This is a genomic window from Pseudomonas sp. IT-232MI5, assembly GCF_949767845.1.
Taxonomy (GTDB): domain Bacteria; phylum Pseudomonadota; class Gammaproteobacteria; order Pseudomonadales; family Pseudomonadaceae; genus Aquipseudomonas.
On record NZ_CATKQE010000002.1, the window covers coordinates 78367 to 91808 of the forward strand.

The 13442-nt window shown below is 59.1% G+C and carries 15 protein-coding genes; 14 read left to right on the forward strand and 1 reads right to left on the reverse strand.

Annotation, left to right across the window (positions count from 1 at the left end; all coding sequences use genetic code 11):
- Positions 1–14: 14 nt before the first annotated feature.
- The 5 genes from tgt to ACM6JQ_RS01825 all read left to right on the forward strand — a co-directional run bounded on the left by tgt (position 15) and on the right by ACM6JQ_RS01825 (position 5039).
- On the forward strand, positions 15–1130 hold the full coding sequence (gene tgt, locus ACM6JQ_RS01805; RefSeq protein WP_163004798.1) for a tRNA guanosine(34) transglycosylase Tgt: 1116 nt from the start codon (positions 15–17) through the stop codon (positions 1128–1130).
- A 43-nt stretch (positions 1131–1173) separates the two neighbouring features.
- Entirely contained in the window at positions 1174–1512 is a 339-nt protein-coding gene (gene yajC, locus ACM6JQ_RS01810) for a preprotein translocase subunit YajC (RefSeq protein WP_007916913.1), read from the forward strand.
- A 64-nt stretch (positions 1513–1576) separates the two neighbouring features.
- Positions 1577–3445: a protein translocase subunit SecD gene (gene secD / locus ACM6JQ_RS01815; RefSeq protein WP_007916911.1), complete on the forward strand. Its 1869-nt coding sequence runs from the start codon at positions 1577–1579 to the stop codon at positions 3443–3445.
- Positions 3446–3454: 9 nt separating this feature from the next.
- On the forward strand, positions 3455–4369 hold the full coding sequence (gene secF, locus ACM6JQ_RS01820) for a protein translocase subunit SecF (RefSeq protein ID WP_007916909.1): 915 nt from the start codon (positions 3455–3457) through the stop codon (positions 4367–4369).
- 121 nt (positions 4370–4490) lie between these two features.
- Complete coding sequence (locus ACM6JQ_RS01825; RefSeq protein ID WP_007916907.1) at positions 4491–5039, forward strand: glycine zipper 2TM domain-containing protein; 549 nt, start codon at positions 4491–4493, stop codon at positions 5037–5039.
- A gap of 249 nt (positions 5040–5288) precedes the next feature.
- On the opposite strand, the gene suhB is transcribed toward ACM6JQ_RS01825, so the two are convergent.
- Positions 5289–6107, reverse strand: coding sequence for an inositol-phosphate phosphatase (gene suhB, locus ACM6JQ_RS01830; RefSeq protein ID WP_016773320.1), 819 nt, complete (start codon positions 6105–6107; stop codon positions 5289–5291).
- A 145-nt stretch (positions 6108–6252) separates the two neighbouring features.
- On the opposite strand from suhB, the gene trmJ reads away from it, so the two are divergent.
- From trmJ to fdx, 9 genes are all read left to right on the forward strand, one after another.
- Positions 6253–7023, forward strand: a complete 771-nt coding sequence (gene trmJ, locus ACM6JQ_RS01835; protein WP_007916903.1) for a tRNA (cytosine(32)/uridine(32)-2'-O)-methyltransferase TrmJ — start codon at positions 6253–6255, stop codon at positions 7021–7023.
- Between the two features lie 3 nt (positions 7024–7026).
- A complete protein-coding gene (gene cysE, locus ACM6JQ_RS01840; RefSeq protein WP_007916901.1) occupies positions 7027–7803 on the forward strand; it encodes a serine O-acetyltransferase in 777 nt (258 codons plus the stop codon).
- Positions 7804–8049: 246 nt separating this feature from the next.
- Complete coding sequence (gene iscR, locus ACM6JQ_RS01845) at positions 8050–8541, forward strand: Fe-S cluster assembly transcriptional regulator IscR (RefSeq protein WP_003227911.1); 492 nt, start codon at positions 8050–8052, stop codon at positions 8539–8541.
- A 47-nt stretch (positions 8542–8588) separates the two neighbouring features.
- A complete protein-coding gene (locus tag ACM6JQ_RS01850) occupies positions 8589–9803 on the forward strand; it encodes an IscS subfamily cysteine desulfurase (RefSeq protein ID WP_007916899.1) in 1215 nt (404 codons plus the stop codon).
- Positions 9804–9904: 101 nt separating this feature from the next.
- Positions 9905–10291 (forward strand): Fe-S cluster assembly scaffold IscU, encoded by a 387-nt coding sequence (gene iscU, locus ACM6JQ_RS01855; RefSeq protein WP_007916892.1) that lies wholly within the window; start codon positions 9905–9907, stop codon positions 10289–10291.
- 34 nt (positions 10292–10325) lie between these two features.
- Positions 10326–10649, forward strand: coding sequence for an iron-sulfur cluster assembly protein IscA (gene iscA, locus ACM6JQ_RS01860; RefSeq protein WP_003227904.1), 324 nt, complete (start codon positions 10326–10328; stop codon positions 10647–10649).
- A gap of 8 nt (positions 10650–10657) precedes the next feature.
- A complete protein-coding gene (gene hscB, locus ACM6JQ_RS01865; protein ID WP_007916889.1) occupies positions 10658–11179 on the forward strand; it encodes a co-chaperone HscB in 522 nt (173 codons plus the stop codon).
- A gap of 51 nt (positions 11180–11230) precedes the next feature.
- On the forward strand, positions 11231–13096 hold the full coding sequence (gene hscA, locus ACM6JQ_RS01870; protein WP_007916887.1) for a Fe-S protein assembly chaperone HscA: 1866 nt from the start codon (positions 11231–11233) through the stop codon (positions 13094–13096).
- The gene (gene fdx, locus ACM6JQ_RS01875) at positions 13096–13437 is read left to right on the forward strand and encodes an ISC system 2Fe-2S type ferredoxin (protein ID WP_007916885.1); all 342 of its coding nucleotides are present in this window, start codon (positions 13096–13098) and stop codon (positions 13435–13437) included. Before hscA ends, fdx begins: the two co-directional genes overlap by 1 nt.
- The last annotated feature ends 5 nt before the right edge of the window (positions 13438–13442 follow it).

Consider the following 13442-nt stretch of genomic DNA (forward strand, 5'->3'; position numbering starts at 1 on the left):
GTCGCGAATGTCGCATGTCCTTTGAACTTCTGGCCACCGATGGCAAGGCCCGACGTGGTCGTCTGACCTTCCCGCGTGGCACCGTCGAGACCCCGGCGTTCATGCCGGTGGGCACTTACGGCACGGTCAAGGGCATGTTGCCGCGTGACATCGTTGCCACCGGCGCAGAAATCATTCTCGGCAACACCTTCCACCTGTGGCTGCGCCCTGGCACCCAAGTGATCAAGGAACACGGCGACCTGCACGATTTCATGCAGTGGAAAGGCCCGATCCTCACCGACTCCGGTGGTTTTCAGGTGTTCAGCCTCGGCGCGATGCGCAAAATCAAGGAGGAGGGCGTGACCTTCGCCTCCCCGGTCGACGGCGCCAAAGTGTTCATGGGCCCGGAAGAATCGATGCAGGTGCAGCGCGATCTCGGTTCCGACATCGTGATGATTTTCGATGAATGCACGCCGTATCCTGCTGATGAAGACGTCGCGCGCGTATCGATGGAATTGTCGCTGCGCTGGGCTCAGCGCTCGAAAAATGCTCACGGTGAAAACACCGCTGCATTGTTCGGCATCGTTCAGGGCGGCATGCACCAGGATCTGCGCATGCGCTCGCTGGAAGGCCTCGACAAGATCGGTTTCGATGGCCTGGCCATTGGTGGTCTGTCGGTGGGCGAGCCGAAGCACGAGATGATCAAAGTTTTGGATTATCTGCCGGGCATGATGCCGGCTGACAAACCTCGTTACCTTATGGGCGTTGGCAAACCGGAAGATCTGGTTGAGGGTGTGCGCCGCGGTGTGGACATGTTCGATTGCGTGATGCCAACCCGTAATGCCCGCAATGGGCATCTGTTCATTGATACAGGCGTGCTGAAGATCCGTAACGCGTTCCATCGCCATGATGAATCGCCGCTGGATCCGACCTGCGATTGCTATACCTGCCAGAACTTCTCCCGCGCTTATCTGCATCACCTGGACAAGTGCGGCGAAATGCTGGGAAGCATGCTCAATACCATCCATAACTTGCGCCATTATCAGGTGCTGATGGCTGGTTTGCGCGAGGCTATTCAACAGGGTACATTGGCCGCCTTTGTCGATGCCTTCTACGCCAAACGCGGGCTCCCCGTTCCGCCTTTGGACTGAGTTTTCTGACCCCAAGATTCAACATTTGCAACTGGAGTGCTAAATGAGCTTTTTTATCTCTAACGCCATGGCTGACGCGGCTGCACCGGCTGCTGCCGGCCCAATGGGCGGCGGTTTCGAGTGGATTTTCCTGGTCGGCTTCCTGGTCATCTTCTACCTGATGATCTGGCGTCCACAGGCCAAGCGCGCCAAAGAGCAGAAGAACCTGCTGAGCAGCCTGCAGAAGGGCGACGAAGTGGTCACCACCGGCGGCATCGCTGGCAAGATCACCAAAGTGGCCGATGACTTCGTGGTTCTGGAAGTTTCCGACACCGTGGAAATGAAGTTCCAGAAAGGCGCCATCGCCGCCACGCTGCCAAAAGGCACGCTGAAAGCGATCTGAAGCAACAACTTCTACTCAATCGACGGGGCGCGCAAGGCGCCCCGCGTTCATAACGGGCGGCGTGATGCTGAACAAATATCCTCTGTGGAAATACATTCTGATCCTGGCGGTGCTGGCGATCGGTCTGATTTATTCCGCTCCGAATCTATACCCCGATGACCCGGCCATTCAGGTCAGCGGTGCAAGCACTGCGCTGCAAGTCAATCAGGCTGATCTGGATCGTGTGAGCACTGCGCTCAAGGAGTCCGGGATCAACGTCAAGGCAGCCACGCTGGCCGCCAACGGCAAGGGCGGTCTGATCCGTCTGAGCAAGGCTGAAGACCAGCTGCCGGCCAAAGACGTTGTGCGCAAGGCGTTGGGTGATGACTACGTCGTCGCGCTGAACCTGGCACAGACCACCCCGCAATGGCTGCGCAATCTGGGCGCGCACCCGATGAAGCTGGGTCTGGACTTGTCCGGTGGTGTGCACTTCCTGCTGGAAGTGGACATGGACAAAGCCCTCGATGCACGCCTGAAAGTTTACGAAGGCGACGTCAAGAGCCTGCTGCGTAAAGAGAAGCTGCGCTATCGCAGCCTGCCGCAACTGGGCGGTGCCATTCAGTTGGGCTTCAGCGATGAAGATTCCCGTGAACAGGCTCGTGCACTGATCCGCAAGAACTTCAACGATTTCGACATTGTTCCGGCCGACCTCAACGGTCAACCGGTGCTGCGTCTGGCGATGACCCCGGCCAAGCTGGCGGAAATCCGTGAATACTCCATCAAGCAGAACTTGACCACGGTACGTAACCGCGTCAACGAGCTGGGTGTTGCCGAACCGATCGTTCAGCGTCAGGGCGCCAACCGCATCGTGGTTGAGCTGCCGGGCGTGCAGGACACTGCCGAAGCCAAGCGTATTCTCGGCAAGACGGCCAACCTTGAGTTCCGTCTGGCTGCTGAGCCGGGTGCTTCGAAAGCCACCTCCGAAACCTTCGAGTTCCGTGAGGGCAATCGTCCGCCAGCACAGATCGAACGTGGTCTGATCATCACCGGTGACCAGGTTACCGATGCCAAGGCCGGCTTCGGCGAGCACGGCACGCCTGAAGTGAACATCCGTCTGGATGGTCACGGTGGTGAGCTGATGAGCCGCGCTACTCGTTCGAACGTCGGTCGCAGCATGGCGGTGATCTTCATCGAACAGCGTCCGGTCACCACTTACACCAAGCAAGTGGTCGATGGCGTCGAGAAAGACGTCGCGGTGCAAACGTTCAAAGAAGAGAAGAAGATCATCAGCCTGGCGACCATTCAGTCGCCGCTGGGTGCTCAGTTCCGCATTACTGGCCTGAACGGTCAGGGCGAGTCGTCCGAACTGGCGCTGCTGCTGCGTGCCGGTGGTCTGGCCGCACCGATGTACTTCGCTGAAGAGCGCACCATCGGCCCGAGCCTGGGTGCTGACAACATCACCAAAGGTATCGATGCGTCGCTGTGGGGCATGTTGTTCGTGTCGCTGTTCATCATCGCCATCTACCGCTTCTTCGGCATCATCGCTACCGTTGCTTTGGCGGTGAACATGGTGCTGCTGCTGGCCCTGATGTCGCTGCTGGGTGCAACGCTGACCCTGCCGGGTATCGCCGGTATCGTGCTGACCATGGGTATGGCGGTCGACGCCAACGTGCTGATCTTCTCGCGGATTCGTGAAGAGATCGCCGCCGGCATGACCGTGCAGCGTGCAATCAACGAAGGCTTCGGCCGGGCATTCACCGCGATTCTCGACGCCAACCTGACCACCTTGTTGGTCGGCGGGATTCTCTTTGCCATGGGCACCGGCCCGGTCAAAGGTTTCGCAGTGACCATGTCCCTCGGGATCTTTACCTCGATGTTCACGGCCATCATGGTGACCCGCGCAATGGTCAACCTGATCTTTGGCGGACGTGACTTCAAGAAGTTGTGGATTTAAGGGGCTGCCATGTTACGTACAATCAACTTCATGGGCGTTCGCAACTTCGCGTTCGGCGTCACAGTGTTTCTCACGTTGCTGGCTATGTTCAGTGTCGCTACCAAGGGCATGAACTGGGGCCTGGACTTCACCGGCGGTACGCTCATCGAGCTGACCTACGAGCGTCCGGCCGACGTTACCAAGGTGCGTGAGCAGCTGGCGACGTCGGGTTACCACGAAGCAATCGTGCAGAGCTTCGGTGCGACTACCGATCTGCTGGTGCGGATGCCTGGTGAAGACCCGCAACTGGGCCATCAGGTGGCGGAAGCGCTGCTGAAGGTCGGCGGCGACAACCCGGCAACGGTCAAGCGTGTCGAGTTCGTCGGCCCGCAGGTCGGTGAAGAGCTGCGCGACCAGGGCGGCCTCGGCATGCTGCTGGCGCTCGGCGGCATCCTGATCTACCTGGCTTTCCGCTTTCAGTGGAAGTTCGCGGTCGGCGCCATCGTTTCGCTGATCCACGACGTGATCGTCACCATTGGTATCCTGTCGTACTTCCAGATCACTTTCGATCTGACCGTACTGGCGGCGGTGTTGGCGATCATCGGCTACTCGCTGAACGACACCATCGTGGTATTCGACCGGGTTCGTGAGAACTTCCGTGTGCTGCGCAAGGCAACGCTGATCGAGAACATCAACATCTCGACCACGCAAACCCTGCTGCGCACCATGGCGACGTCGATCTCCACCTTGCTGGCGATCGCTGCTCTGCTGTTCTTCGGCGGTGACAACCTGTTCGGCTTCTCGATCGCGCTGTTTATCGGTGTTCTGGCGGGTACCTACTCGTCGATCTACATCGCTAACGTGGTGCTGATCTGGCTGAACCTGACCACCGAGGATCTGATTCCTCCGGCCAACACCGAGAAGGAAGTCGACGACCGTCCATAACGGCCATCGTTTTCCCGGCTGTCAGCCCAAGAAAGGCGCGAGTTGAACTCGCGCCTTTTTTTATGCTCCAAGGCTGGGAGAAGCGCGGGCGCGTCCCGCATGTGATGGTCAGGAGGTTCATGTGAACAAGTCGTTGCTGGTTGGTGCGGTATTGGGTGCTGTCGGTGTGACTGCCGGGGGTGCTGTTGCCACCTACAGCCTGGTTAAAAGCGGCCCTGAGTATGCGCAAGTATTGGCCGTTGAACCGGTTAAAACACAGATCAAGACTCCACGTGAAGTGTGCAAGGACGTGACAGTGACTCGTCAGGCACCGGTAAAAGATCAACACCAGATTGCCGGTACCGTCGTCGGTGCGCTGGCAGGTGGTTTGCTGGGTAATCAGATTGGCGGCGGCACCGGCAAGAAAATTGCCACGGTAGCCGGTGCGGTCGGTGGCGGTTATGCGGGTAACAAGGTGCAGGAAGGCATGCAGGAGCGTGACACCTACACCACCACGCAAACCCGCTGCAACACAGTCAATGACATCAGCGACAAAGTCGTCGGTTACGACGTGCGTTACTCGCTCGATGGCAAGGAAGGCAAGGTGCGGATGGATCGCGATCCGGGCAACCAGATTCCGGTCGACAAGGAAGGCAAGCTGATTCTGTCGCAGAATGAGCCGGCTCAGTAAAGAGCGACTGTTTTAACAAGAAGCACCCTGCGGGGTGCTTTTTTGTGCCCGCCATTTAGGCTGCACAACAAATCCCCTGTAGGAGTGAGCCTGCTCGCGATAGCTATTCATCATTCAATGCAGGTGGTGGCTGATACACCGCTATCGCGAGCAGGCTCACTCCTGCATTGGTCCCGTGGTGTGGCAGGTGACGAATTCCAGGCATAAAAAAAGCACCCCGAAGGGTGCTTTTTTCGTTTCGCGTGACGCTTAGCGCTTCAGCGAAGCCGGCAGGTGCGGCTGGATCGCCGTCAGGACTGCCTTGAAGCATTTGGTGTTGCCGGCAACGATATGGCCTTTTTCAAGGAAGTCGTGACCGCCGGTGAAGTCGCTCACCAGGCCGCCGGCTTCTTGAATCAGCAGGGCGCCTGCAGCCATGTCCCACTCGGACAGACCCGATTCCCAGAACGCGTCGAAACGACCGGCAGCAACATACGCCAGGTCCAGGCTCGCCGAACCGGCGCGGCGGATGCCGGCAGTCTGGCCAACCAGGGCGCGGAACATGCCCAGGTAGTTGTCGAGGTTGTCCATCTGATCGTCACGGAACGGGAAACCGGTACCCAGCAGGGCGCCGTCGAGGCTGGTGCGACCGCTGACGCGCAGGCGACGACCGTTCAGTTGAGCGCCGCGACCACGGCTGGCGGTGAATTCTTCCTGACGAACCGGGTCCAGAACCACCGCGTGTTCCAGGCGACCGCGGTATTTGCAGGCGATGCTGACAGCGAAGTGCGGAATGCCACGCAGGAAGTTAGTGGTGCCGTCCAGTGGATCGATGATCCACAGGTACTCTTCGCCTTCGATGCCGGTACCGGCGTGCAGGCCGGTCTCTTCACCCTGGATCGAGTGATTCGGGTAAGCCTTGCGCAGGGCGTCGATGATTTTCTGTTCAGCGGCGCGATCGACCTCGGATACATAATCCTTGGCGTCTTTTTCGTCGACCTTGATGGTATCCAGGCGCTCGATGGAGCGGAAGATCAGTTCACTGGCGCTGCGGGCGGCGCGCAGCGCGATATTCAGCATGGGCTGCATGGATGTGTCACCTAAGGTTGTTAAAGAAAGCCGCGCATTCTATCAGAACTTTTCTTCAGGTGAAGGACGCTGTTCGCTTTCATAGCTTAACGGTAGGCTGTTCTGTAAGATTTGCACCCCTTTCCTGTGTCCGAGAGCGCCTCCCTTGCTGCAGAACATTCGTGTCGTCCTGGTCAATACCAGCCACCCCGGCAACATCGGCGGGGCCGCGCGCGCCATGAAAAACATGGGTCTGTCGCGACTGGTGCTGGTCGAACCGCGGGTCTTCCCGCACCACGAAGCCGACGCTCGTGCTTCCGGTGCCGGTGACATCCTTGAAAATGCGCAAGTCGTCGCCACTTTGGAAGACGCCTTGGTCGGCTGCAATCTGGTGCTCGGCACCAGCGCCCGTGACCGGCGTATTCCTTGGCCGCTGCTGGATCCGCGCGAGTGCGGCACCAAAGTGGTCGAGGAAGCCGGGCAGGGCGCTGAAATCGCCCTGGTGTTCGGTCGCGAAGATTCCGGTCTGACCAATGAAGAGCTGCAGCGATGTCACTTTCACGTGCACATCCCCTCCGACCCTGAGTTCAGTTCGCTGAACCTTGGCGCGGCGGTGCAGGTGTTGAGCTACGAAGTGCGCATGGCCTGGCTGGCAGCGCAAGGTCAGCCGAGCAAGATCGAGAAAGAAGAAGTGGCTTCGGTGAAAAGTGCCGAGCTGGCGACCATGGATGAGCTGGAGCGATTCTATGAGCATCTGGAGCAGACGCTGGTCGCCATCGAATTCCTCGATCCGGAAAAGCCGCGGCACTTGATGGCGCGCCTGCGCCGGTTGTACGGACGCAGCTCGGTGAGTCGGGCGGAAATGAATATTTTGCGTGGCATCCTCACGGAAACCCAGAAGGCGGCCCGTGGCGAGCTTCTTAAGCGGAAGGACTAAATGATGTTTGAGCGTTTGCGTGAAGATATCCAGAGCGTATTCCATCGAGACCCGGCGGCGCGTAACGCTTTTGAAGTCCTGACCTGCTACCCCGGCATGCATGCGATCTGGATTCATCGATTGGCCGGCATGCTGTGGCGCAACGAACTGAAATGGCTGGCGCGGCTGGTGTCGAACTTCGGTCGCTGGTTGACCGGGATCGAGATTCATCCGGGCGCCAAGGTCGGTCGACGCTTCTTTATCGACCACGGCATGGGCATCGTTATTGGTGAAACCGCCGAGATTGGCGATGACGTGACCATTTATCAGGGCGTGACCCTGGGTGGCACAAGCTGGAACAAAGGCAAACGCCACCCGACGTTGGGTGATGGTGTGGTTGTCGGTGCGGGCGCCAAGGTGCTTGGTCCGTTCACCGTCGGCGCCGGTGCCAAGGTTGGTTCCAATGCCGTGGTGACCAAGGAAGTACCGCCGGGCGCCACTGTTGTCGGTATTCCTGGACGCATCATCGTCAAGTCCGACGAAGAGCAGGATGCCAAGCGCAAGGCCATGGCCGAGAAGATCGGTTTCGATGCCTACGGCGTCAGCGAAGACATGCCTGACCCGGTGGCGCGCGCCATCGGTCAGTTGCTCGATCACCTGCAAGCGGTGGACGGACGGCTGGAAGGGATGTGCGGCGCGCTGAAGGATCTGGGCAGCAATTACTGTGCGAAAGATCTGCCTGAGCTGCGTGAAGAAGACTTCGCCTGCGTCAAAGGCAAAGACGAGTCCAAGGCCAGCTAACGCCCCCTGTAGGAGCTGCCGAAGGCTGCGATCTTCTGATCTTGCCTTTCATAAGATCAAAAGATCGCAGCCTTCGGCAGCTCCTACACAGGCATCCGTCAACCGGTGTGCCATTAGGCCGCAGAGCCTGCTATCATTCGCGCGCTCTTTTGCGGGTAATCCTGACTAAAGTACTAGGTCTTAAAGTTGACTTAAATACTCGGGAATTGCATACTCGCCCCATTCTGAACTCCGTGGTAACTGTCCATGCGACTGACTACAAAAGGCCGATACGCCGTGACCGCCATGCTTGACCTGGCGTTGCACGCGCAGCACGGGCCCGTGTCCCTGGCCGATATCTCCGAGCGCCAAGGCATCTCCCTGTCCTACCTCGAACAGCTGTTCGCCAAGCTGCGCCGCAGCAACCTGGTTTCCAGCGTTCGCGGCCCGGGTGGCGGCTACCAGTTGTCCCGCGACATGCAGGGCATCCAGGTCGCCCAGGTGATCGATGCGGTAAACGAATCGGTCGATGCCACCAAATGCCAGGGCCAAGGCGATTGCCATTCCGGCGACACGTGCCTGACCCATCATCTGTGGTGCGATTTGAGCCTGCAGATTCACGAATTTCTAAGTGGTATCAGCTTGGCTGATCTTGTGACTCGCCGTGAGGTGCAAGAAGTAGCCCAGCGTCAGGACCAGCGCCGTTGCAACAGCAAGGCGCCACGCCTGGACAAGATTGAAGCGTCCGCCGTCGAATGACAGCCAAAGAGCTAGCGGCACGCCAGCCCTGATTTAGGAGATAGTCCATGAAATTGCCGATTTACCTTGATTACTCTGCGACCACCCCGGTTGATCCGCGTGTTGCGCAAAAAATGAGTGAATGCCTGCTGGTCGACGGAAACTTCGGTAACCCGGCGTCCCGTTCCCACGTGTTCGGCTGGAAGGCTGAAGAATCGGTCGAAAATGCGCGTCGTCAGGTGGCTGATCTGGTCAACGCCGACCCGCGCGAAATCGTCTGGACTTCCGGTGCCACCGAATCCGACAACCTGGCAATCAAGGGTGCGGCGCATTTCTACGGCTCCAAGGGCAAGCACCTGATCACCTCCAAGATCGAGCACAAGGCTGTCCTCGACACCATGCGCCAACTGGAGCGTGAAGGTTTCGAGGTCACCTACCTCGAGCCGACCGAAGACGGTCTGATCACCCCGGCCATGATTGAAGCTGCACTGCGCGAAGACACCATTCTGGTCTCCGTGATGCACGTGAACAACGAAATCGGCACCGTCAACGACATCGCAGCGATCGGCGAAATGCTCCGCGCCAAGGGCGTTCTGTTTCACGTCGACGCCGCTCAGTCCACTGGCAAGGTCGAGATCGACCTGCAGAAGCTGAAAGTCGACATGATGTCGTTCTCCGCCCATAAAACCTACGGCCCTAAAGGCATCGGCGCGCTGTACGTCAGCCGCAAGCCGCGTGTGCGCATCGAAGCGACCATGCACGGCGGCGGTCACGAGCGTGGCATGCGTTCCGGCACCCTGGCGACCCACCAGATCGTCGGCATGGGTGAAGCGTTCCGCGTAGCCAAAGAAGACATGGCGGCCGAAAACGTCCGTATCAAAGCCTTGAGCGACCGTTTCTACAAGCAGGTCGAGCATCTGGAAGAGCTGTACGTCAACGGTAGCCTGACCGCCCGCGTTCCGCACAACCTGAACCTGAGCTTCAACTACGTTGAAGGCGAGTCGCTGATCATGGCGCTCAAGGATCTGGCGGTATCGTCCGGTTCGGCGTGCACCTCGGCGTCGCTGGAGCCTTCGTACGTACTGCGCGCCCTGGGCCGCAACGACGAACTGGCACACAGCTCGATCCGCTTCACCTTCGGCCGTTTCACCACCGAAGAAGAAATCGACTACGCCGCGCAGAAAGTCTGCGAGGCCGTTACCAAGCTGCGCGCTCTGTCGCCGCTGTGGGACATGTACAAAGACGGCGTCGATATCTCGAAAATCGAGTGGGCGGCACACTAAATATAGAAGCCGCCAGATACAGATCCTGTAGCGACGCGGCAGTTTACGCAGCGCAGTTGCAGGGTCTCAAGAGCGGCCCTGATGAGTGAGGATTGAGAATCATGGCTTACAGCGAAAAGGTCATCGACCACTACGAAAACCCGCGCAACGTCGGCAAGATGAACGCGGAAGATCCTGATGTCGGCACCGGCATGGTCGGCGCTCCGGCGTGCGGCGACGTGATGCGTCTGCAAATCAAGGTCAACGACGCCGGCATCATCGAAGATGCCAAGTTCAAGACCTACGGCTGCGGTTCGGCTATCGCTTCCAGCTCCCTCGCCACCGAGTGGATGAAGGGCAAGACCCTGGACGAAGCAGAAACCATCAAGAACACTCAGCTGGCCGAAGAACTGGCCCTGCCGCCAGTGAAGATTCACTGCTCGGTACTGGCTGAAGACGCTATCAAAGCGGCTGTTCGCGATTACAAGCAGAAGAAAGGCTTGATCTGACTTTCTGGATTTGGCGACGAGTAAGGAGTCACCGATGGCTATCAGCATGACAGAAGCGGCTGCTCGACACGTGCGGCGCTCCCTCGACGGGCGCGGCAAAGGTGAAGGGATTCGTCTGGGTGTTCGCACCACAGGCTGTTCCGGCCTTGCCTACGTGCTGGAGTTTGTCGACGAGGTGGTTGCAGAGGATCAGGTGTTCGAGAGTCACGGCGAAAAAGTGATCATCGACCCGAAAAGCCTGGCCTACCTGGACGGCACCGAGCTCGATTTCGTCAAGGAAGGGTTGAACGAAGGCTTCAAGTTCAACAACCCCAACGTACGCGGTGAATGTGGCTGCGGCGAAAGCTTCAACATCTGAGGCTTGTCGTGGGTATTCCTTGTCATTTCGCTTTATTCGAGCTGCAACCGGGTTTCCGTCTGGATCTCGAGCAGTTGGCCACGCGCTATCGTGAGTTGGCGCGCGGCGTTCATCCTGACCGCTTTGCCGACGCTTCCGAGCGTGAGCAGCGGTCGGCACTCGAGCAGTCTGCGCGGCTCAACGACGCCTATCAGACGCTCAAGAGTCCGGCCCAGCGCGCACGCTACCTGCTGACCATCAGCGGGCATGAAGTGCCGATGGAAGTCACGGTCCACGACCCCGAGTTTCTTCTGCAGCAGATGCAATGGCGCGAAGAGCTCGAAGACCTCCAGGACAGTGCCGATCTCGACGGCGTCGCAGTGTTCAAGCGGCGCCTGAAAGTGGCTCAGGAAGAACTCAATGAAAGCTTCGCAGCCTGTTGGGATGATGCAGCGCAACGTGAGCAGGCCGAACGCCTGATGCGGCGCATGCAGTTCCTCGACAAGCTCACCTACGAAGTGCGCCAGTTAGAAGAGCGCCTCGACGATTAACCCAGTGCCGCTCCGGTCGCACGCCTGATATACAGATAAGTCCTGATCACGATGGCCCTACTGCAGATCGCCGAACCCGGCCAAAGTCCTCAACCGCACCAGCGTCGTCTGGCTGTGGGAATCGACTTGGGCACTACCAATTCGCTGGTCGCTGCGTTGCGCAGTGGTCTTTCCGAGCCGTTGGCTGACGCAAACGGGCAGGTCATCCTGCCGTCCGCTGTGCGTTACCACGCCGATCGCGTCGAAGTCGGCGAGTCGGCCAAACTGGCTGCCGCTTCCGATCCTTTGAACACCGTGCTGTCGGTCAAGCGCTTGATGGGTCGTGGTCTGTCCGACGTCAAGCAATTGGGCGAGCAACTGCCATACCGCTTTGTCGGTGGCGAATCTCACATGCCGTTCATCGACACCGTGCAAGGCCCGAAAAGCCCGGTCGAAGTCTCCGCCGATATCCTCAAGGTCCTGCGTCAGCGCGCTGAAGCAACCTTGGGTGGCGAGCTGGTGGGTGCGGTGATCACCGTTCCTGCTTACTTCGACGATGCTCAGCGCCAAGCCACCAAGGATGCGGCGAAACTCGCCGGTCTGAACGTGCTGCGTCTGCTCAATGAGCCGACCGCTGCCGCTGTGGCGTACGGTCTGGATCAACACGCTGAAGGCCTGGTCGCTATTTATGATCTGGGCGGCGGCACCTTCGATATTTCCATTCTGCGTCTGACTGGCGGTGTTTTTGAAGTGCTGGCCACTGGCGGCGACAGCGCGCTGGGCGGCGATGACTTCGATCACGCGATTGCCGGCTGGATCATCGAGAGCGCGGGCCTGTCCGCCGATCTTGATCCGGGCGCACAACGCAATCTGCTGCAAACCGCTTGCGCGGCCAAAGAAGCCCTGACCGATGCGTCCAGCGTTGAAGTGGCCTATGGCGACTGGAAAGCACCGCTGACCCGCGAAGCCTTCGATGCGCTGATCGAGCCAATGGTCGCGCGCAGTCTGAAAGCCTGCCGCCGCGCCGTTCGCGACTCCGGCATCGAGCTGGAAGACGTGCACGCCGTGGTCATGGTCGGTGGTTCGACTCGCGTGCCGCGTGTTCGCGAAGCCGTTGCCGAAGCCTTCGGTCGTCAGCCTTTGACCGAAATTGATCCGGATCAAGTGGTGGCCATCGGTGCCGCGATCCAGGCCGATACCTTGGCTGGCAACAAGCGCGATGGCGGTGAACTGCTGCTGCTCGACGTGATTCCGCTGTCCCTGGGGTTGGAAACCATGGGCGGTCTGATGGAAAAGGTGATTCCACGTAACACCACCATTCCCGTCGCTCGCGCACAAGATTTTACGACTTATAAAGACGGCCAGTCGGCCATGGCGATCCACGTCCTGCAGGGTGAGCGCGAGCTGATCAGCGACTGCCGCTCGCTGGCGCGCTTCGAATTGCGGGGCATTCCAGCGATGGTGGCGGGTGCAGCGAAGATTCGCGTGACCTTCCAGGTCGATGCCGACGGTCTGCTCAGCGTTTCCGCCCGTGAACTGGGTTCAGGCGTTGAGGCAAGCATTCAGGTCAAACCGTCCTACGGTCTGACCGACGGCGAAATCGCCAAAATGCTCAAGGATTCGTTCCAGCACGCCAATGACGACAAGGTCGCCCGCGTTCTGCGTGAGCAGCAGGTCGATGCCCAGCGTCTGATCGAAGCGGTGCAGGGCGCTCTGGAGGCGGATGGCGAGCGTTTGCTCGACGCCGAAGAGCGCATGGTTATCGACCTGCAGCTGCAGGAATTGGCCGAACTGATGAAAGGTACCGATGGTTATGCCATCGAGCAGCAGACCAAGCGTCTGTCGCAAGTGACCGATGCTTTTGCTGCCCGCCGCATGGATCTGACGGTGAAAGCCGCTCTGTCGGGGCGCAATCTGAATGAAATCGAGGATATCTGATGCCGCAGGTCATTTTTCTGCCCCACGAGAAGTTCTGCCCTGAAGGCATGGTTGTAGAGGCTGCGCCCGGCACATCGATTCTCGAACTGGCCCACGAACACCACATCGAGATGGAAAGCGCTTGCGGCGGTGTCTGCGCTTGCACCACCTGCCACTGCATCATCCGCGAGGGTTTCGACTCGATGGAAGAGGCCGACGAGCTGGAAGAAGATTTCCTCGATCGTGCCTGGGGTCTGGAAGCGCAATCGCGTCTGGCTTGCCAGGCTATCGTTGGTGAAGAAGACATCACCGTCGAAATTCCGAAATATTCGCTTAACCATGCGGCCGAAGCGCCGCACTGACTGGT